The sequence below is a fragment of the Finegoldia sp. P1-F-LS genome (genome assembly GCF_052932205.1).
Genome location: NZ_JBRFJH010000001.1, coordinates 259,952 through 282,156 on the forward strand (window position 1 = coordinate 259,952; position 22,205 = coordinate 282,156).

Consider the following 22,205-nt stretch of genomic DNA (forward strand, 5'->3'; position numbering starts at 1 on the left):
TTTACACTCTCCTTACTATAATTTTAAAATCTTTTATTTCACTAACAACAACTTCGCAACCTTTTGGAATAAAATCTCCTCTTGTAATAGCATCAATATAATCTCCGTCTATTTCAACCTTTCCGCTTGGTCTTAAAGGTGTTATAGTAGTTCCTTTTTTGTTTAAATATTTTTTTGATGTTTGTGTAAATGATTTTGAATTAGTTTCCTTTAAAACAAATTTATTAAATTTACTAGAGTCAAATTCTTTACTCAAAAATACCAAAATGAACAAAACATCAATTGTTATGGCAATAACTACAGTCAAAAAAGCAAGATAAAGATTATTAATTATCATACTTATTCCGACAATCATTGATAGAACACCAATGATTCCAGCTATAAAACCGCCTGGAACTATTAGTTCTAATCCAACGAATAAAAGTCCTATTAAAAATACTAATATACCAATTATATCAATATCACCATGATTATAATAAGACAAAATAAATAACACTGAGAAAACAGCAGTTAATAAGCCATATTTGAACTTCTTATTTGATAACATAAGCACAGTAATAGATACAAATGTTACTGATAGAAAAATCATACTCAATATATGATAAGAAAATATGCTCATAGAAAACGATAACACCTCCTAAATATCTTTATATCACAATTATACACCAAATAAAGCAATAAAAAAAGATTCCTTTAAGGAATCTTTCATTAAATATCAATTTCATTAGAAATTTCTTTTTTTTCTTTTAGCTGCTTCAGATTTTTTCTTTTTCTTTACGCTAGGCTTTTCATAATGTTCTCTTTTTCTATATTCAGATAAAACTCCAGATCTAGCACATTGTCTTTTAAATCTCTTTATAGCATTATCTAATGATTCGTTTTCTCCTACTTTAATTTCTGACATGGTTTCCCTCCCCTCTTTATTGCAAGAATGCTCACAAAAGAGCAGAATTTATACCAAAATAGTATAACACAATTCTTATAAAATAACAATATTTTTAAGGCCAGTTAAGTTTTTTCTTACCTAATACGTGGAAGTGCATATGATGTACAGTTTGGCCACCATCTTCTCCACAGTTATTGACTATTCTATAGCCTGACTTATCAATATCGAACTCTTTTGCTAGTTTTGCAATTACTTCAAATACATGAGCAACAATATGTGAATTTGATTCATCAATTTCATTAGCTCCAGAAATATGTTTTTTAGGTATAACTAAAAAATGTACTGGAGTTACAGGATTGATATCGTGAAAAGCATATACTAAATCATCCTCATATATTTTCTTAGAAGGTATTTCTCCATTAACTATTTTACAAAATACACAGTCCATGACTCGCCTCCGTTGTTATTATACCAAAAAATAATTAAACTTTCAATTATTTACAGACCAGTTCTTCATTTTCTCTTCTATCGCAAACAACATCTATTATTTTGTTAGAGAGGTTTGGATTATATTGTCTTTTTACCCTTATATAATTAGTAGTATATCCCTTTATAAATCCATTATCATTTTTTGATTCAAATAAAACTTTTATTGGCTGATTTAACATATTATCTAAAAACTTATCTGTATAGTATTTTGATTTTTCTATCAATCTTTGGCTTCTTTCTTTTTTTACAAGACCAGGTATTTGATTTTTCATCTTGCTTGCTACTGTACCTTTTCTATTGGAGTATTTAAAGACATGAATTTTTGAAAATTTAATCTTATCAACAAAATTCAATGTTTGCTCAAAATCTTCATCAGTTTCTCCTGGGAAACCAACAATTATATCAGTTGTAATTGCAGCATTTGGATAATATTCTCGTATTAAATTTATAGTTCTTTCATACAAATGTGTATCGTATTTTCTATTCATTGATTGAAGAATTGAATCAGAACCACTTTGTAAAGATAAATGAAAATGATCACAAAATTGTTCTACTTGACTTAATCTATCTAGAAATTTTTTGTCTACAATTCTTGGTTCTAATGAACTTAATCTTATTCTTTTAATTTTATCAATATTTGCTATATCTTCTATTACATCGATTAAACCAATATCTTTATTGTCAAAGTCTTTTCCATAGGAAGCTACATGTATGCCTGTAAGCACAATCTCTTTAAAGCCGTTATCCGCTAACCTTTTAGCTTCTAAAACTATATCCCTAATATTTCTAGAACGTATTGGACCTCTAGCGTAAGGAATTATGCAATACGAACAAAATTGACTGCATCCTTCTTGAATTTTAATGTAAGCTCTTGTCATAGAATGTTCAGTATTTATAGTTAATTCTTCAAATTCTTTATTCTTACCAATATTTTCGACCTTATTTATAATTTTATTAGATGATTTTGCCAATTCACACAATTCTACAATTTCTTTTCTATATTTTGTTCCAAGTATTACGTTTACGCCTTGGATATTTTCTATTTCATCAGGGCTAACTTGAGAATAACATCCTACAACAGCAATAACTGCATTACTGTTCTCTGATCTAATTTTAGATATTTGTTGCCTGCTTTTTCTATCTGATAAATTGGTAACAGTACAAGTGTTTAATACGAAAACATCACAATTATAATCGTCCGTTATTTCATAACCTTTCTTAACAAATAATTCAGCCATTGCTTCTGTTTCGTATTGATTAACTTTGCAGCCTAAGGTTGAAAATTTTACTTTTTTCATTATTCTATATCTCCTAATTCATATTGGATAATACTCAAAGCACAAATTGGAGCTGTATCTGCACGTAATATTCTGTTTCCTAATGAAACTGATTTAAATCCTTTCGAACTTAAATCTTGTATATTATCTTCAGATAATCCACCCTCTGGTCCAATGAAAATATTAATATCTTTTTTTTTTGAATTGGACAAAAAAGATTTAAAACTTTCTTTTTCGTTTTCATAAAACACCAAATTTAAACAATTGCTTGTATTCTTTATTTCATTGATTTTGATTAGTCCTTCTATTTCAGGAATAACTGTTCTCTTCGACTGTTTCGATGATTCTAGTGCAATTTTTTCGAATCTATCTTTTTTTTTGTTCCACTTTTTATCATCTAATTTTACAACAGTTCGTTCTGTTTCCACAAATATAATTTTATTTACACCCAATTCAGTGGCTTTTTGTATAATATACTCATTCTTATCTGATTTAAGAATACATTGATACAAAGTAATATTTAATGGTGATTCATACTGTATGCTATCTTCATCTATTATTTTACATATTATTTCATTTGATGTTATTTCTTCAATTTCTGTAACAAAAATTGTATCACCAATGACTTGATGAATTAAAGAACCTTTTGAAAGTCTCAAAGAATTTTTAATATGGTTATAATCCTCACCTTTTATTAGGATTTTATCATCTATCTTATCCTCTTGATTTCTAAAAGTCCTATACATTTTTGAACCTACTTATTATACTAATCCACTCACCTTTTTCAGATACTTCTACAATTTCAAGATTGTTTTTCTCTAAAGTATTTACAATATTATCTCTTTGAGAATTTATTAATCCTGAACAAATAAATACTCCATCTTTTTTTAATGCTTTAGGTAAATCTGGAATTAAGATATCTAATACATTTAGTAATATATTAGCAACTACAACATCATATTTTTTATCTACATTATCTAGTAAAGAGCCTTTTACAGCATTTATATTAGATATTTTATTCAGATTAGCATTTTCTAATGTAGCTTCTATGGCCAACGGATCAATATCTGTAGCAAAAACTTCTTTTGCACCTAATTTTGAAGAAACTACAGAAAGTATACCCGAACCACAACCGATATCTAAAACGATCTTATCTATTAAGTTTAGTTCTTGGAGTTGTTCAATACATAAATTTGTTGTTTCATGAAGTCCTGTTCCAAAAGCCATTCCTGGATTAATTTCTACAACTTTGTGATCTGATTCATCTATATCAATCCAGCTTGGTTTGATAAGAATATTGCCGATATAAAATGGTTCGTAATATTTTTTCCATTCATTAGCCCAGTCCATATCTTCAATTTCTTTATTCTTAGAAATTTGAATATCTATATTGTTATTAGTTGAAAATTCTTTTATTTGAGCTTCAATTTCATCATAATTTACTTTATCGTCTTCATAAAAAGCTTTAATGATTACATTATCATGTTCTACAAAATCTTCATCATCTATAACAACCCAGTATGGCTGATTTTTCTTGAAATCTAAAACATCTTGATAATCGTCGATTTGTAAATTTTCAATTCCTAAATCATATAATATCGAACTAATAATTTCATCGTATCCTTTTGGACATTTTATATCAAAACTTAACCATTTTTCCATTACTCAAACATATCCTTTATTCTATCAAATATTGATTTCTTTTCATTTACATTTAATTCTTGATTCATACTTTCTGAAAATTCAATCAATTTTTCCTTTTGTTCTTTATTTATCTTTTTAGGAACAATAATTTTTACAGTGAATAATATATCCCCTCTAGAATTAGAATTTAGATATGGAACTCCTTTTGATTTAAGTTTAAAAGTTGTATTTGGTTGAGTTCCTTCAGGAAGTTCAAATTCTTCTATACCATCTAAAGTTGGAACTTCGATTTTTGAACCAAGTACGGCTTGTGCATAAGTGATTGGCATATCAAAAACAATATCGTTATTTATTCTTTTAAAAAATTCATGTTCTCTAATTTTTATGATAACATATAAGTCACCTGGACTGCCATTGTTTTCGCCATCATTACCTTCTCCCTTAACGCTCATGATAGCACCATTATTTATTCCTTTTGGTATAGTAATGTTGATTGTTTTTCTTTCGATTTCATAACCTTTACCTTTACAATTTTCACATTTTTCATCAATTACATAACCTTCTCCATGACATTTATCACATTCAGATTGTTGTGTAAAAATTCCAAAAGGTGTTCTTTTAGTATCATTTATAATTCCAGTACCATGACATTTCTCGCATTGTCGTTTTTCTGTTCCAGGTTTCGCGCCATCGCCGTTGCATACATGGCATTTCACTTTTTTCTTGTAAGAAATCTCTTTTTTCGTTCCATTAATAGAGTCTTCAAAATCTATTTCTAATTCAACCTGAATATTTGAACCTTTTCTAGGAGCGTTAGGATTTTTTGAATATGATCTTGAACTAAATCCTCCAAATATATCACCAAAAAAATCACCAAATATATCGCCGAAATCCGAGAATCCCCCTCCTGTACCTTGATCAAACATTCTATCACCGTACATATCATATTTCTTTCGTTTTTCTTTATCACCTAGAACCTCATAGGCACCATTAATTTCTTTAAATTTATTTTCAGCTTCTGAATCACCACTATTTATATCTGGATGATATTTCTTAGCTAATCTTCTATATGATTTTTTTATTTCTTCTTGAGTTGCATTTTCATTAACCTCAAGTATTTCGTACAAATTTTTCATTATTCACCATCCTAATATACTGACTTTTCTATTTTACTAAAAGATATAAAAAAATCAAGGGGTAAGAATTTTACCCCTTTTTTTAGATTTTTTAATCATTATTTATTTTCGTCGTCATCAACTACTTCATAATCAGCATCTACTACATCGTCATCTTTTTTTGCTTCTTGTGAGGCTCCTGGTTGTTGAGCATTATTTTCATATAGTTTAGAACTTAATTTGTACATTTCTTGAGTTAATTCATCAGTTTTAGCTTTAATATCTTTGTTATCTCCAGAATCTAAGATCGATTTTAAAGCTTCTATCTTTGAATTAATATCAGATTTTTCATTTTCTGAAACTTTGTCACCCAAATCTTTAATTGTTTTTTCAACTTGATAGATTACAGATTCAGCGCTATTTTTAGTTTCAATAGTTTCTTTTTTATTCTTATCTTCTTCAGCATATTTGCTGGCTTCGTCAACTTTTCTCTTTATTTCATCATCGCTCATTTTTGTTGAAGATGTGATAGTCATAGCTTGTTGCTTTCCAGATCCTAAATCCTTAGCACTAACATTAACAATACCATTTGCGTCAATATCAAATGTTACTTCGATTTGTGGCACTCCTCTTGGTGCTGCAGGAATTTCAGTTAAGTTAAATTGTCCTAACAAAGTATTGTCAGCTGCCATTTCTCTTTCGCCTTGAAGAACTTTGATTTCTACAGAAGTTTGACCATCAGCAGCAGTTGTAAATACTTGTGATTTTTTTGTTGGAATAGTAGTGTTTCTTTCAATTAGTTTAGTGCAAACGCCACCTAATGTTTCAATACCTAATGACAAAGGTGTAACATCAAGTAATAATAAGTCTTTTACTTCACCTGTCAATACACCACCTTGTAAAGCTGCACCAATTGCTACACATTCATCTGGATTGATGTCTTTTTGTGGATTTTTTCCAATTAATTTCTTAACAGCTTCTTGAACGGCTGGTATTCTTGTAGAACCACCAACTAGTAGTACTTTTTCTATATCATTGTGACTTAATCCAGCATCTTCTAATGCTTGTCTTACTGGTTTTAAGGATTCTTCAACTAAATCAGATGTTAATTCATCAAATTTAGATCTTGTAATATCCATATTTAAGTGAACAGGAGTTCCATTTACTGCAGAAATAAATGGTAAGTTAACATTTGTAGAAACTCTTGTAGATAATTCTTTCTTCGCATTTTCTGCAGCATCTTTAAGTCTTTGTTTTGAAGTAGGATCTTTTCTTAAATCTACACCGTTTTGTTTCATGAATTCATCTGCTAGATAGTTTAATAATTTTTCATCAAAGTCATCTCCACCTAGTCTGTTGTTACCACGTGTAGCTAATACTTCAAATACTCCATCTCCAACTTCAAGAATTGAAACATCAAATGTACCACCACCTAAGTCATAAACCATAACTTTGTGTTGATCAGTTTCTTTATCAATACCATAAGCCAACGCAGCTGCTGTAGGTTCGTTGATAATTCTTTTTACGTTTAATCCAGCAATCTTACCAGCGTTTTTAGTTGCTTGTCTTTGAGAGTCTGTAAAGTATGCAGGAACTGTAATTACAGCTTCTGTAACTTCTTCTCCTAAATAGCTTTCAGTATCAGCTTTTAATTTTTGTAAAATCATCGCCGAAATTTCTTCTGGTGTATAATCTTTTCCATCAATATTTACTTTGTATTCAGTACCCATTTCTCTTTTAATTGAAGTGATTGTTCTATCTGGGTTTGTAATTGCTTGTCTTTTTGCTGTTTCTCCGACTAATCTTTCACCATCCTTAGTGAACGCTACAATTGATGGAGTAGTTCTATTACCTTCGGAGTTAGGAACTATAACTGATTCTCCACCTTCCATAACTGCTACTGCTGAATTTGTTGTACCTAAATCAATACCTATTACTTTACTCATTATAAAATCCCCCTTTAGATTTTTATCTATATTAAAAATTCTTATTTACTAACCTTGACCATTGCAGGTCTAATGCATTTGTTATTCAAAATATATCCTTTTTGGAATACTTCTAGTATCTTATCTGATCCTTTATCACTTTCTTCAGTAATAACTGCATGATGATAATTTGGATCAAATTTGTCTGAACAATCTACTTCTTCTAAGCCAAATTCCTTTAATGATAGAAGCAAGTTATCTCTAATTAACTCTATTCCACTAGAAAACTCATCTTTTTCTTCCTTACTATTAATAGCTCTGTCTAAATCATCTATTATAGGTAGAATTTTCAAAATTAAAGACTCATTAGCCAATTCAATAGACTGCTGTTTTTCTCTATTTGTTCTATTTTTATAATTTATAAAATCTGCTTGTAATCTTTTTAAAGAATCTTTTAAATCCTCTATTTCAGTATTTACTACCTCATCTTTATCAAGATTAATTTCTTCTTCTATAGAATCATTGTCGTTTTTATTAGTATTTTTTATTCCTAAGTCGTGTTCTTCGTTTGTTGTATTATTTGAAGAATGACTTGTTTTCATATTTTCTTCATTATCTTTCATAATAATCCCCCCTAATAATTAATCCGTTAATTCTTCTCGATAATTTAAACATAGCTTCTATTGATAGTTCATAATTCATTCTCATGGGAGCTACGATAGCTATAACACCGATATTGTTTTTATTGAAGAAATAAGAACTTTTAATAATTGTATTTTCAACAAGAGTTTGTTCATTATTCTCATTCCCAATTTTAATGTCTAAAAAATTATCTGAAGAATTTAGAATACTTACAATTTTATCTTTGTCTTCAAGGTACTCTATTATGCTTTGAACTTTGCTTAAGTCATTGTATTCACTATATTTGAAAATATTTGATAAACCTTCAACAGAAACATACATAGAAGATAACTTATCTTTTTCATTTTCAATAATTTCGGTAATCGCTCCTTTAAAAAGATCATTATACTTATATTTTGAAGAAAATTCGTCTAAATTATCATAAACTTCATTTAGGTTTTTCCCTAAGAAAAGTTTTTTTAATAGAAAATTTATCTTAATCAATTCGTTTTGTTCAATGATTTGCTCTGATGAAATTACAGTATGATTTAAATCACCAGAATCATATAAAGTTAATAATACATAATTATATTCACTGATTGGAAGCAACTCTATGTGAGATAGACGCATCTTATCTGATTTTTTTAACATAGAAATCACCGGATACTGGGTTATCTCAGATATGAATTGTGAAGAAGATTTAATTAATTTTTCTGGTTCAACAATTCTTTCATATGGCTTCCTTATAGACATTAATGAAGAACTAGATTCGTCACTTTTATACAGTTTATCCAGGATATAATCTACATACAATCTGAAAGCTTTTTGCGATGGGATTCTTCCCGATGAAATATGGGATTGTACTAAATATCCTAAATCACCTAAATCGCTCATTTCGTTTCTAATTGTTGCTGGACTAAATCCTATATTATAATTTTTCGATAAAACACGTGATCCAATTGGTTGAGCTGTCTTTATATAATTATCTATAGTAGCTAGTAAGATATTAAATTTTCTTTGCGTTAAATGCTCATTCAAAATCTCACCTCTTTTTTGTTAGCAACCTATTACCTTGAGTGATAATAAAATTATACATCACGATTACTACTATGTCAAGTGTTAAACTAAAATATCTATAAAAAAAGTATTAGATACGAAAAATCCCTGATCTGTAAAGCTTAAATGATTATTTTCTAATGTTAATAATCTTTCTTTAATCCACTTATCTATCATGTTTTTGTTATTCTTATATAAATCTATGTCAAACTTTCGATTGTATTCTGTTAAATCTAATCCTTCTTTTAACCTCATATTAGTTATTATAAATTCAAATTCTCTCTTTTCTAAATCAATATTCTCTGAAAAATTTATTGGCTTTTGTTCATTTATTATTTTTCTCTTATAGTTAGGATAGAAAAACTCATTGGTATATCTTTTCTGGTTAATATATCCAGATGAAGATAATCCAAACCCATAATAATTTTCATCTTTCCAGTAAATTTTATTATGTTTGGATTCAAAATCGTCTTTTGCAAAATTTGAAATTTCATAGTGATTATAATCTTCTAATCCTTTACAAATTTTTACATACATTTCATATTCGATATCGTTATTTCTATTGATATCTTCATAATCTTTATAAAATTTAGTTCCTGGTTCTAGAATCATGTTATACCAGGATACGTGATTTGGAGCAAGTTTTCTTATATAATTAAGATCATTGTCCAAAGATTCTAAAGTTTGATTTGGAAATCCGAATATTAAATCAATTGAAATATTATCAATATATTGTTTAATTATCTCAAAAGATTTTAAAACATCTGTTACTTTATGTCCTCTTCCTAAAAATCTGTTATATTCATCATTGAATGATTGAACACCCAAAGATATTCTATCTACACCAATACTTTTATATGATTCTATTTTTTCTTTTGTGACAAATTCAGGATTACATTCAATAGTAAATTCCTTTATTTGTAAATCAAAACTCTTATTTAATAGATTGTATATTTCTTTAATATATTTTGAATCTACAAGATTGGGAGTTCCTCCACCTATATAAATGGTATCTATCTTCTCATTTGGATTTTTGTAAATAGTTATTTCTTTCTGTAGTAATCTAAAGTATTCATCAACTCTATTATATTGTTTTGTCATGGTTGAAAAATCACAGTAATTACATTTATAGTCGCAAAAAGGTATGTGAATATAAATTCCTTTCATAATTCCTCCTACAAAAATAAGCCAAACTTTCGCTTGGCTTAATAATTTTAATTTCCTTCATCGTATTTTAATACTGATAAGAAAGCTTCTTGAGGAACATCTACACTACCTACAGACCTCATTCTCTTCTTACCTTCTTTTTGTTTTTCTAAAAGTTTACGTTTTCTAGTTATATCTCCGCCGTAACATTTAGCAAGTACATCTTTTCTGTATGCTTTAATAGTTTCTCTTGCTATTATCTTGTTTCCTATAGCTGCTTGTACAGGAATTACAAATTGATGTCTAGGTATTTCATCTTTCAGTTTTGTTACTATTTTTCTAGCTCTTTCATAAGCCAAGTCTTCATGTACAATAATTGTTAAAGCGTCGACTTTTTCTGAATTAATCATTATTTCAAGTTTTATTAAATTTGATTTTTCATATCCAATTAATTCATAATCTAATGATGCGTAGCCTCTAGTTTTTGATTTTAATGCGTCATAGAAATCATAAATCACTTCATTTAGTGGTAATTTATACTTTATAGTTACTCTCTTTTCGTCAAGATATGTCATATCTATGAAAGTACCTCTTTTGCCTTGACAAAGTTCCATGATTACTCCTACATAATCAGTAGGTGTCATAATTTCTGCATGAACAACAGGTTCTTCAACATAATCTATTTCAGTCTCTTTTGGGAAATTCGTAGGATTTTGGATCTCTATTTCAGTGCCATCTTTTTTATGAACTTTATAGATTACGCTTGGCGCAGTAGCAATGATATCTAGGTCGAATTCTCTATCTAGTCTTTCTTGAATGATTTCCATGTGTAATAGTCCTAAAAATCCACATCTCAATCCAAAACCTAATGCTATTGACGTTTCGTTTTCAAATGTTAAAGCCGCATCATTAACTTGTAACTTTTCTAGAGCATCTCTTACAGAATTAAAATCTTCTCCTTCAGCTGGATAAATACCACAATAAACCATTGGCGTCACTTGCTTATATCCTTCCAAAGGTTTATCAACAGGATTGTTTTTATCAGTAATAGTGTCGCCCACTCTTGCATCCTTTACATTCTTAATGCTGCAAACAACATATCCAACATCTCCAGCACTGATTTCATCAGTGCTTATCATTCCAGAAGAAGTATATCCACATTCAGTAACTTCAAATGTCTTGTTTGTAGACATCATTAATATTTCTGATCCAGGTTTTATGCATCCATCAAAAACTCTTACATAAACAACAACACCTTTGTAAAAATCATAATAAGAGTCAAATATTAATGCTTTTAAAGGTTTATTTTCATCGCCGATTGGAGCTGGAACATTTTTTACAATATCTTCTAATACATCTACAATATTTATTCCTTCTTTAGCGGATACTGCAGGAACATTTTCAGCATCTAATCCAATAATATCTTCTATCTCTTTCTTTGCAAAATTAATGTCAGCACTCGGTAAATCAATCTTATTAATCACTGGTAAAATTTCTAAATCTTGATCAATGGCTAAGTATACATTTCCAAGTGTTTGTGCTTCTACACCTTGAGTTGCATCAACAATTAATACAGCTCCCTCACATGCTTTTAATGATCTGCTAACTTCATAAGTAAAGTCTACGTGACCAGGAGTATCTATCAAATTAAGTATATATACGTTATTATCTTTTGCTTTGTAAAACAATTTTATGGCTTTTAATTTGATTGTTATTCCTCTCTCACGCTCTAAATCCATGGAATCTAAAACCTGTTCACTCATTTCTCTATGAGTAAGCATACCAGTTTCTTCAATTAATCTATCAGCTAAGGTTGACTTTCCATGATCTATATGTGCAATTATTGAAAAATTTCTTACGTATTTTTTATCATATTTCATTTAAATCTCCTAAATCGAACCAATTTTATCAACAGGATATAGTCTAAAGAAAACAACACCAAGTATGTAATCTTTTTTTATAGGTCCAATATACCTGCTATCATTGTAACTACCAAGCTCTCTATCATCATTTATGACAAAATATTCGTCATCATCTAAAACCCATTTATTATTATTCAACTTCTTCGATTGTTGTAATAAAATATATGGTTCATATATTTTTTTCCCATTTATAAATATATCATCATTTATAATTTCAACGGAATCTTTTGGTTTAGCAATAACTCTTGCGATACAAATTTTTGAATTTTTTTCATCATAATACTCAACTATATCAGTATTTTTTATGTATCCAGTTACCTTATTCAATTTATTAATTAGTAAAAAATCTCCTGAATTCAGTGTTGGACTCATGTTAGATGTTTTTAAAAGTTGCGTTTCTAATATATAAGTTTTGATTACAAATACAACAATAAATGCTATAAATATTGTAAAAAGTATATTTGATAACTTGCTATTCATAAATTTCTTCATATTATCACCATTCTTTACCAACCTATTATAACATAATTTGCGAATAATGTTCTAGATTACTTGAAATAATTAAATCTATAGTGTATAATAATAACACTGTTCAAAAATAAAGGAGGGATATTATGGCAAATATTAAATCAGCAATTAAAAGAATTGATGTAACTAAACTTGAAACAGCTAGAAATAAATCTAAAAAATCAGCTATCAAAACTTTTATTAAGAAATTTGAAGCAGCGATTGAAAAAAACGATAAAGAAGATGCTACTAAATTATTTAACTTAGCAACTAAAAAGATTGATCAAGCCGCAAGCAAAAACACAATTTCTAAAAACAGTGCAGCTAAAAAAATTAGCAGAATGGCTAAAGAATTGAACAAATTAGCATAATAATAATGTAAAGGATCCATTACATTATTTAAAGGTTGAATTAAATTCAACCTTTATTTTTTTGCTAAAATATCGCATATACTATTTTCAATATAATACTTTGAGTTTAAAGTATTAGATTTTAAAGTTATTTCTATTTCGTACATTTTATGAATAGCAAATCTTAATTGATCATATCTCCAAATTTTAACAAAATTTTGAATTTTGTTTAGCTCATATGATGAAATTTTTAACTTTTTTGTAATTTCATTTGGAGATACTTTTAAACGCAACAATTCTTTTAAATATAATAAATTTCTAAACAGTCTAATAATCATATGAAGTGTTTTAAAACTATCTGATGTATCATTTATCAGTAAATCTAAATAGTATATTGTCTCAGATAAATTTTTCTGTGCTATTGAATCCGTTAAATCAAATATATTTTTATCATACTGATTTATTAAAGAATTCAAATCTTGTTCTGTTATTTCTTCTTTTTCTAAGTTTTTAAATTTATCAAGTTCATTATTAACATCAATTAATGTCTTTTCAGAATTTTTAATAAGATATAGAGAATACTCAATGAAAATATTAACAATATTATTATTAAGCTTCTTACCTTTTAGATAATTAATTATATATGCTTTGAATTGATTTCTGTTTAACTTATTGAATTCAATATCAGCACCATAATGTGCTATTTCTTTCAATAATTTCGACTTAAATACATTGCCGTATGATGTTATGATTATCAAAGTATATTCTGGAATATTTTTAATATAAAGCATCAGCTTGTCAATGTTATCTTTATTTTTAGAAATTCCTGTTTTGCTTAAGTCTACATCATCTATTAAAATAAGCCTTTTATCACTGAACATAGGAATAGTCTCGGATGAGCTATATATTTTTTCAAAATCTGATAAGTCGTATTCATCAAAACTTTGAGCATTGTAGTGTTCTTTAATTAATGATAGATATTTTTCTATATAAAATTTTTCTTCTCCGTGTATCAGTACTAAATTGGATAGTAAATTATTATCTAATTTTTGTTTCGCCAATGAAAAATCCATTTTTCACTCCTCTATTTTTAAAGTAAAGCAATATAACAACTGTTGTAATAATCGAATTCTGTTCTTCTACTAGAAAATAAATAATCGAATATTTATCTCTATTGGCTCTAATAGAATTAAAAAATTTGCTAGAAACAACCTCGATATTTCCATCTAAATCAGTTCTTTTTATAGGGATTTTAAGTTTATTTAATCTATCTAATGTTTGATGATGTGGGTGTCCATATTCATTCCTTAATCCTACAGAAATAACAGCCAGTTTCGGTCTAACTATTTTTAAAAAATGAGAATCTGAACTACTTTTACTTCCGTGATGAGAAACTTTTAATATATCAGATTTAATATCATCTTTTAAAATATTTCTTTCATACTCACCAGAAATATCACCCGTAATAAGTAATGAAATATTATTAATATATAATTTGTAAACAATAGATTTGTCGTTTTCTTCGTTACTAATCGGTTTATCTATAATCTTAATATCAACATTACCAATTCTTATATTTTGTTTGTTTCGTAAGCTTACATAAACATTGCCCTGATTGTATTTCTTTTTTAATATTTTGTCTCCATTAATTCTGGATAAAACTATTGGATTATATGATTTGTTAATATTTATTAGATTTTTACTATGATCCTCATCAAAATGTGTTAAAAACACATACTCAAGGTTATTTAAACCTATTTTATGAAGATATTCCATAAGATTCTCTCCAGACTTATCTTCTGACTTATAAGATCCTCCCGTATCTATCATAAAGCTTTTAATATATTGTCTAACAAGTAAACAATCACCTTGTCCAATATCAACAAAATTTATCTTTGTAATCGGATTTATAATATTTAAAATTAAAGGTAATATTAAACTAAGGAATAACATATTTGTTAGAGTCTTTTTATTAAAATTATTTAAAGTTTTGATATAGTGCCTATTATATGTTGTAAATAATATTATATAATATAAAATTATCATTAAAATAGAAAAACTCATGAAATTAGTACTATGTATACCTAAAAAATCAATTGTAGCAAAAATATAGCTTATAGTTTTTAAACACAATTTTATAAGTTGAACAAATATATAATTGATACTATTAGGTATCAAAAGTACAATTGCAGTTAATTGGATTACCACTGTAAAAATCGGCAATATAATGGTATTTCCGATAATAAATCCTAAGGTGTATTCATTAAAAAATCTTAATTGTATCGGTAATAATATTAAATAAACCATTCCAGATAATAAAAAATAATTATATAATTTTTTATTATATTTTTTGAATCTAGGATACAAATAAATTATGGTAAATGTTGCTAAAAAAGAAAAAATGAATCCAACGTCTAACAAATTATAAGGGTTTATCAGCAAAATAATAATAGCTGCGATTGTTAAATTATTTAAATCAAACCAATCTATTTGCATTTGATTAGATAATTCTACTATCACTAACATTATAAAAGCTCTAACAATAGATGAAGGTAAACCTACTGCATATCCGTAAATTGCAATTAATATTAGTGAAATCCAAGAAATAAGTTTTCTATTAATCTTAAATATTCCAAATAATTTATTAAAAATGGTATATAAAATTATAATATGCAGTCCGCTTATCGCAAATACATGACTAATTCCTAGTGCGTTAACAGCATTTGTATAGTCATCGCTCAAAAAGTTAGAACCTGTAAATACAGATTTTAACACTGAAGATTCTTCGCTGTTAAAGTTGGAATCTAATTTAAAAACTATGTGATTTAAAACTAATTTTCTAATTTTTAATAGAGGTGATTTAGATTTCCCTATTATTTCTGGATTAGTTCTACAGTATATATCTCCATATATGTTATTTTTTAGCAAATAATTTTTATAGTTAAACATATATGGATTACCATTTGTGTAAGCCTTATTAACCTTTGATCTGATATTTACTTTATCACCAATTTCTAAATCTTTTTTAGTAGTTACTAAAAATTTTATATTGTTATTATTAGTTAGCTTTACAATATACTTTTTATTAGACCTATTTTTATTAATTACTACGGCATTAACATCTAAAAATTCATTATCTTTGATTGAATTGTATTTAGCATCAATTGTATTCAAATGAATTATAGTCAAAAAAAGTACTAGTAAAGATATAATAAGTTTCTTTTTATCTTTAAATAAAACTATACCTGTTACCACTACATCAATTGCAATAAATATAGGATTAAAATATATGTATAAAATTGTTGCTGAAATTATCTGTATCAAAATGATTGTAGTGATTAGCATTTTACACCTAATTAATAGGAATCACAGCAATTAGCTGTGATTCCTTGTATGTTTATTTGCTTAAATTATAAAAAGTTTTTATCCCATCATAAACTGCAGTAGATTCTAGCATATCTTCAATTCTTAATAATTGATTATATTTGCAGATTCTATCAGTTCTTGAAGTTGAACCAGTTTTAATTTGTCCAGCATTTGTTGCAACCGCAACATCAGCTATAGTTGTATCTTCAGTTTCCCCAGATCTGTGAGATATTACAGCTGTATATCCATGTCTTTTTGCAAGTTCAATTGCATCAAGAGTTTCAGTCAAAGTTCCTATTTGATTTAATTTAATTAAAATAGAATTACAAACTCCCATTTCAATACCTTTTTGCAATCTCTTAACATTTGTTACAAATAAATCATCGCCGACTAATTGAATTTTAGAACCTAATTCTTGAGTCAATTTTTTCCAACCATCCCAATCATCTTCAGCTAATCCATCTTCTATAGAAATTATTGGATATTTCTCAACTAAGTTTTTGTAATATTCTATCATTTCGTCACTTGTTCTAACTGCGTTGTCTCCAGCCATGTTGTATTTACCATCTTCGTAGAATTCACTAGCAGCTGCATCTATAGCAATCATTACATCTTTTCCTGGTTCATATCCAGCTTTTTTTATAGCTTCAACTATAGTTTGTAATGCTTCTTCATTAGACTCAAGGTTTGGTGCAAATCCACCTTCATCCCCAACAGCTGTATTTAGTTTTCTAGACTTTAATACATTTTTTAGATTATGAAATACTTCTGTACCAATTCTTAAAGATTCTTTGAAATTTTCTCCGCCTACTGGCATAATCATAAATTCTTGAATATCAACATTATTATCAGCGTGTTGTCCGCCGTTTAAGATATTCATCATAGGAACAGGTAAAGTTTTTCCATTAACTCCTCCTATATATTCAAATAATCTTTGACCATTTTCATCGGCAGCTGCTTTTGCTACGGCTAGAGATACCCCTAAAATAGCATTAGCACCAAGTCTAGATTTGTTTTCTGTTCCATCTAATTCTATAAGATAATTATCTATTCCAACTTGATCGAACACATCCCATCCTACCAATTCGTCAGCTATTTCTAAGTTAACATTATCAACTGCCGTTTCTACGCCTTTTCCTAAAAATCTTTTTTCATCATTATCTCTTAGCTCTACTGCTTCATGTACTCCTGTAGAGGCACCTGAAGGAACTATTGCTGAACCCATCGCCCCAGCTTCAGTGTAAACTTCCACTTCAACTGTTGGATTTCCCCTTGAATCTAATACTTCTCTTGCGTAAACATCAATTATTGAACTCATTATTTACTCTCCTTTTTAATTAAAGATTTACCTGTCATTTCTGCAGGTTTTTCTATATTCATCAATTCTAAAATTGTTGGTGCTATATCTGCTAAAATTCCATTATTTAATTCGATATCTTTTTCAGGATATTCTATGAATGGCACTGGATTAGTTGTATGTGCCGTAAATGGTCCACCAGTCATTTCATCAATTAAATATTCACTATTCCCGTGATCTGCAGTTATTAAAGCATGATATTTTCCATTTTTATCTATGGCTGTTAATATTTCATCCAAACATTTATCAACAGTTTCGACGGCTATCTTATCTGCAGAAATTACACCTGTGTGACCAACCATATCAGAATTAGCAAAATTTAATATAATTAAGTCATATATATCCTTATTAATAACATCAACAACGTGATTTTTAACTTCGATAGCACTCATTTCTGGCTTAAGATCGTAAGTGGATACTTTTGGAGATGGAACTAAAATTCTATCTTCGTTTTTAAACTCTTTTTCTATACCACCATTAAAGAAAAAAGTTACATGTGCATATTTTTCTGTTTCTGCAATTCTTAATTGTTTTAATCCTTTTTCGGAAACAATTTGACCTAATACATTATTGTATCCTTGTTTTGGATATGCAATTTGTACATTTTTTATAGTTTTATCGTACTCTGTCATTGTAACAAACGAAATGTCTTTGAATTTTTTTCTAGCAAAACCATCAAAATCATCATCAACAAACGCCCTAGTAAGTTGTCTAGCCCTGTCTGGTCTAAAATTAAAGAATACAAATGAATCTCCATTTTCAACTTTTATTCCTTGATTATTTTCATCTACTATCGCACATGGTTCGATAAATTCATCGGTGATATTTCTATCATAACTTTTTTGTAGATATTGTATCGGATCATTTGTCTTATTTCCTTCACAATTGGTAATACAATTATAAGCTTTCTCAACTCTATCCCATCTCTTATCTCTATCCATTGCATAATATCGACCACAAACAGATGCAATTGTTCCAACACCAATTACATTAATATCATCCTGTAATTTTTTTATATCATTTTTTGCTGAAGTTGGAGATACATCTCTTCCATCAGTAAAGCAATGTATTACAACATCTTTAAAGTCTAATTTCTTGCATAATTTCAAAATTGCTACAAGATGATCATAATGTGAATGGACTCCACCAAAAGAAAGTAACCCTAATAAATGAAGTCTTTTTCTGTTTTCTTTAGTTTTTAAAATAATATTTTTTAAGATTTCATTTTCATAAAATTTTCCAGATTCTATTTCATTGGAAATTTTACTTAAATCTTGAAAGATAATTCTACCAGAACCTATATTCATGTGTCCTACTTCAGAATTCCCCATTTGACCGGCTGGTAGTCCTACCTCATTTCCAGATGCAATCAATTGTGAATTCGGGTATTCACTCATGAGTTTATCGAAAGTTGGAGTATCAGCTAGTTTTATAACATTGCCAGGATAATCCTTACCTAGTCCCCAGCCATCTAAAATTATTAGTATTAATTTGTTTTTTTTATTTTCCATAATTAATAAGTTTAGAAAAACTTTCAGCTTCTAAACTTGCACCCCCTACTAAAGCTCCATCAATGTCCTCTTTTGACATTATGTCCAATACATTTTCAGGTTTTACACTTCCACCATATTGTATTCTAACTGAATCAGCTAAATCTTTGCTATACATTTTCGACAATAAATTCCTTATAAATTTACACATAGATTGAGCATCATCACTAGAAGCTGTCTTTCCAGTTCCAATAGCCCATATAGGTTCATAAGCAATGACTAGTTTGGACATTATGTCCTTCTCGTTTATTCCTTTCAAGTCTAATCTGATTTGTGATTCAACTACCTCTTCGTGTCTATTGGATTCTCTTTGTTCTAAATTTTCTCCGCAACAAAGTATTGGTTTAATATCGTGTTTTAATGCAGATGCTATTTTTTTATTTAATAGTTCGTCATCTTCTTTAAATATGGTTCTTCTTTCAGAATGACCAATTATAACATAGTCAACGCCCAAATCTTTAAGCATATTTGGAGAAACTTCTCCAGTAAAAGCACCACATTCTTCATAATACATATTTTGTGCGCCTGTAGAAATATTCGAATTTCTTAAATCTTCAGTAAGTGTTTTTAAAGACGTGAATGGAGATATAATACAAGCTTCAACATTATCAGAAATATCTAAACATTTTAAATCATTTATAAACTGTTTAGTTTCTCCGTCAGTCTTGTTCATTTTCCAATTTCCTGCAATTAAAGGTTTTCTCATAATATTATCTCTCATCAATACAATCTATACCTGGTAAAACTTTGCCTTCTAAGAATTCTAAAGAAGCACCTCCACCAGTTGAAACATGTGTTACTTTATCTTTATTTCCAGATTTTGCAATTGCTGATGCGCTATCTCCACCGCCAACGATAGTTGTAGCTTTTGATTTCACTAAAGAATTTGCAATTTCAAAAGTACCTTTACTAAATTGTTCGATTTCAAATACTCCCATAGGTCCATTCCATACGATAGTTTTAGACTTTTGTATTTCTTCATCAAATATCTTTATTGTTTTAGTACCTATATCAAATCCAGCTATATCATCTGTAAAATCGTCAATATTGATTACTTTAGAATCTGAATCTTCACTCATTTCTTTGGCTACTACAAAGTCAACAGGTAAGAAGATTTTAACACCTTTTTCTTGAGCTTTTTCTAAAAGAGATTTTGCTAAATCTAATTTATCTTCTTCAATCAATGATTTTCCTACATTTTTGCCTTGTGATTTAATAAAAGTAAATGCCATAGCGCCACCTATTAAAATTGTATCAACTTTATCTAATAGATTTTCTATAACACCTATTTTATCAGAAACTTTTGCACCACCTAATATTGCAGTAAAAGGTCTTTCAGGATTTTCTAAAGCTTTACCCATTATTTCTATTTCTTTTTGAACTAAAAATCCTACAGCACTTGGTAAAAATTTCGAAACACCAACATTTGAAGCGTGAGCCCTATGACTAGCTCCAAAAGCATCATTTACATATAAATCTGCTAATTGTGATAATTCTTTAGAAAATTTTTCATCATTCTTTTCTTCCTCTTTTCTAAATCTTGTATTTTGAATTATCATAATTTCTTTAGGTTGCAATTTCTTACTTTCTTCAATAACAGAATCGTCAACGACTTTGTCACTATCTATAAACTTTACGTCTTGTCCAATAATTTCTGATAGCTTTTGTGCGACTGGTTTCAATGAGAACTCAGGTTTAGGTTCTCCTTTTGGTCTGCCTAGATGACTCATTAAAATAACTTTAGCATTGTTATCAATTAAATACTTTATTGTAGTTAAAGAGGCTTCTATTCTATTTGTATCAGTAATTACACCATCTTTAATAGGGACATTAAAATCTACTCTTACAAGTACCCTTTTATTTTCAACATTTAAATCTTTTAGTGTTTTTTTATTCATAGATTAACCTTTCTTTGAAAAGAGTCGATTGTAAAATATTTTACCATCGACTCTTAATTGTTTTATTATCTTGTAGCTATTATTTTTGCTAAATCAAATACTCTTGAACTATAACCCCATTCGTTATCATACCAAGAAGCTATTTTAACCATATTACCTAATGCATATGTCATATCAGCATCAAATATTGAACTTCTCTCATCTCCGATAATATCAGAAGATACCAATTGATCTTCAGAATATCCTAAGATTCCTTTCAATTCACCTTCACTAGCTTTTTTCATTGCATTATTAATTTCTTCTTTTGTAACTTCCTTACCTAAAAGAACAGTTAAATCAGTAATAGATCCAGTAGGAGTTGGTACACGAACTGCTAGTCCAGTCATTTTACCTTCTAATTGAGGAAGAACTTTACCAACTGCTTTCGCAGCACCTGTTGTAGTTGGAATCATACTCAATGCAGCTGCCCTCGCACGTCTTAAATCTTTGTGGTGGGCATCTTGAATATTTTGATCGTTTGTATATGCATGGATTGTTGTCATTAATCCTTTTTCAATTCCAAATTCATCATCTAATACTTTAGCAACTGGAGCCAAGCAATTAGTTGTGCATGATGCATTTGAAACAATGTCATCAGTTTCAGGATTGTATTCTTTATCATTAACACCAACAACAATCATTTTTACATCAGATTTTCCTGGAGCAGTCAATAATACTTTTTTAGCACCAGCTTTAAGATGTTTTGATAAGCCTTCCTTATCTTTAAATGCACCTGTAGAATCGATAACTAAATCAACTCCCAATTCTTTCCATGGCAATTCTTCTGGATTTCTACTATTAACTACCTTAATCTCTTTTCCACCGATTTTAATTTTGTCATCTGCAATTACTTCAACTTCTTTTTCAAAAGTACGATAAATTGAATCAAATTTTAAAAGGTGGGCATTTGTTTTTAAGTCACTTGTAATGTTTAATGCTACTAATTCGAGATCAGGATCATTTTTTTGCATCAAAATCCTAGTCACATCTCTACCTATTCTTCCAAATCCACTAATTGCTACTTTCATTTATTCCTCCTTGAATATTTCTTATTACA

The 22,205-nt window shown here is 28.5% G+C and carries 21 protein-coding genes; 1 reads left to right on the forward strand and 20 read right to left on the reverse strand.

Annotated elements, in window-relative coordinates:
• Position 1: 1 nt before the first annotated feature.
• The 13 genes from ACU68Y_RS01530 to lepB all read right to left on the reverse strand — a co-directional run bounded on the left by ACU68Y_RS01530 (position 2) and on the right by lepB (position 12,573).
• Positions 2-619, reverse strand: a complete 618-nt coding sequence (locus tag ACU68Y_RS01530) for an NfeD family protein (protein WP_002838331.1) — start codon at positions 617-619, stop codon at positions 2-4.
• A gap of 105 nt (positions 620-724) precedes the next feature.
• Positions 725-904, reverse strand: a complete 180-nt coding sequence (gene rpsU / locus ACU68Y_RS01535; RefSeq protein ID WP_002836438.1) for a 30S ribosomal protein S21 — start codon at positions 902-904, stop codon at positions 725-727.
• A 94-nt stretch (positions 905-998) separates the two neighbouring features.
• On the reverse strand, positions 999-1,334 hold the full coding sequence (locus tag ACU68Y_RS01540) for a histidine triad nucleotide-binding protein (protein WP_002838150.1): 336 nt from the start codon (positions 1,332-1,334) through the stop codon (positions 999-1,001).
• 46 nt (positions 1,335-1,380) lie between these two features.
• Positions 1,381-2,673, reverse strand: coding sequence for a tRNA (N(6)-L-threonylcarbamoyladenosine(37)-C(2))-methylthiotransferase MtaB (gene mtaB, locus ACU68Y_RS01545; protein WP_002839072.1), 1,293 nt, complete (start codon positions 2,671-2,673; stop codon positions 1,381-1,383).
• Positions 2,673-3,398: an RsmE family RNA methyltransferase gene (locus ACU68Y_RS01550; protein WP_446755257.1), complete on the reverse strand. Its 726-nt coding sequence runs from the start codon at positions 3,396-3,398 to the stop codon at positions 2,673-2,675. The genes mtaB and ACU68Y_RS01550 overlap by 1 nt, the downstream gene beginning before the upstream one ends.
• Positions 3,391-4,314: a 50S ribosomal protein L11 methyltransferase gene (gene prmA, locus ACU68Y_RS01555; RefSeq protein WP_446755258.1), complete on the reverse strand. Its 924-nt coding sequence runs from the start codon at positions 4,312-4,314 to the stop codon at positions 3,391-3,393. The genes ACU68Y_RS01550 and prmA overlap by 8 nt, the downstream gene beginning before the upstream one ends.
• Entirely contained in the window at positions 4,314-5,432 is a 1,119-nt protein-coding gene (dnaJ, locus tag ACU68Y_RS01560; protein WP_446755259.1) for a molecular chaperone DnaJ, read from the reverse strand. The genes prmA and dnaJ overlap by 1 nt, the downstream gene beginning before the upstream one ends.
• Positions 5,433-5,530: 98 nt before the next feature.
• Positions 5,531-7,357: a molecular chaperone DnaK gene (gene dnaK / locus ACU68Y_RS01565; RefSeq protein ID WP_316530198.1), complete on the reverse strand. Its 1,827-nt coding sequence runs from the start codon at positions 7,355-7,357 to the stop codon at positions 5,531-5,533.
• A gap of 41 nt (positions 7,358-7,398) precedes the next feature.
• Positions 7,399-7,959, reverse strand: coding sequence for a nucleotide exchange factor GrpE (locus ACU68Y_RS01570; RefSeq protein WP_446755260.1), 561 nt, complete (start codon positions 7,957-7,959; stop codon positions 7,399-7,401).
• Complete coding sequence (gene hrcA, locus ACU68Y_RS01575) at positions 7,949-8,995, reverse strand: heat-inducible transcriptional repressor HrcA (protein ID WP_316534697.1); 1,047 nt, start codon at positions 8,993-8,995, stop codon at positions 7,949-7,951. Before hrcA ends, ACU68Y_RS01570 begins: the two co-directional genes overlap by 11 nt.
• Positions 8,996-9,076: 81 nt before the next feature.
• Positions 9,077-10,180 carry a radical SAM family heme chaperone HemW gene (gene hemW / locus ACU68Y_RS01580; protein ID WP_446755261.1) on the reverse strand — a complete coding sequence of 368 codons (1,104 nt, stop codon included), beginning with the start codon at positions 10,178-10,180 and terminating at the stop codon, positions 9,077-9,079.
• 47 nt (positions 10,181-10,227) lie between these two features.
• A complete protein-coding gene (gene lepA / locus ACU68Y_RS01585) occupies positions 10,228-12,039 on the reverse strand; it encodes a translation elongation factor 4 (RefSeq protein ID WP_304139957.1) in 1,812 nt (603 codons plus the stop codon).
• Positions 12,040-12,048: 9 nt separating this feature from the next.
• Positions 12,049-12,573 (reverse strand): signal peptidase I, encoded by a 525-nt coding sequence (gene lepB / locus ACU68Y_RS01590; protein ID WP_446755262.1) that lies wholly within the window; start codon positions 12,571-12,573, stop codon positions 12,049-12,051.
• A 122-nt stretch (positions 12,574-12,695) separates the two neighbouring features.
• On the opposite strand from lepB, the gene rpsT reads away from it, so the two are divergent.
• Complete coding sequence (rpsT, locus tag ACU68Y_RS01595) at positions 12,696-12,959, forward strand: 30S ribosomal protein S20 (RefSeq protein ID WP_002838176.1); 264 nt, start codon at positions 12,696-12,698, stop codon at positions 12,957-12,959.
• Between the two features lie 53 nt (positions 12,960-13,012).
• Here rpsT and holA read toward each other — a convergent pair whose 3' ends face one another.
• The 7 genes from holA to gap form a co-directional block, all read right to left on the reverse strand.
• Positions 13,013-14,011, reverse strand: coding sequence for a DNA polymerase III subunit delta (gene holA, locus ACU68Y_RS01600; RefSeq protein ID WP_002839035.1), 999 nt, complete (start codon positions 14,009-14,011; stop codon positions 13,013-13,015).
• Entirely contained in the window at positions 13,977-16,262 is a 2,286-nt protein-coding gene (locus ACU68Y_RS01605; protein ID WP_446755263.1) for a DNA internalization-related competence protein ComEC/Rec2, read from the reverse strand. The genes holA and ACU68Y_RS01605 overlap by 35 nt, the downstream gene beginning before the upstream one ends.
• A 73-nt stretch (positions 16,263-16,335) precedes the next feature.
• Positions 16,336-17,622 (reverse strand): phosphopyruvate hydratase, encoded by a 1,287-nt coding sequence (gene eno, locus ACU68Y_RS01610; RefSeq protein ID WP_002839066.1) that lies wholly within the window; start codon positions 17,620-17,622, stop codon positions 16,336-16,338.
• Positions 17,622-19,172, reverse strand: coding sequence for a 2,3-bisphosphoglycerate-independent phosphoglycerate mutase (gene gpmI, locus ACU68Y_RS01615; RefSeq protein WP_002838094.1), 1,551 nt, complete (start codon positions 19,170-19,172; stop codon positions 17,622-17,624). Before gpmI ends, eno begins: the two co-directional genes overlap by 1 nt.
• Positions 19,162-19,917 (reverse strand): triose-phosphate isomerase, encoded by a 756-nt coding sequence (gene tpiA / locus ACU68Y_RS01620; protein ID WP_002838133.1) that lies wholly within the window; start codon positions 19,915-19,917, stop codon positions 19,162-19,164. Before tpiA ends, gpmI begins: the two co-directional genes overlap by 11 nt.
• Before the next feature lie 4 nt (positions 19,918-19,921).
• A complete protein-coding gene (locus ACU68Y_RS01625) occupies positions 19,922-21,109 on the reverse strand; it encodes a phosphoglycerate kinase (RefSeq protein ID WP_446755264.1) in 1,188 nt (395 codons plus the stop codon).
• A 65-nt stretch (positions 21,110-21,174) separates the two neighbouring features.
• Entirely contained in the window at positions 21,175-22,176 is a 1,002-nt protein-coding gene (gene gap / locus ACU68Y_RS01630; RefSeq protein ID WP_002838322.1) for a type I glyceraldehyde-3-phosphate dehydrogenase, read from the reverse strand.
• Positions 22,177-22,205 lie beyond the last annotated feature (29 nt).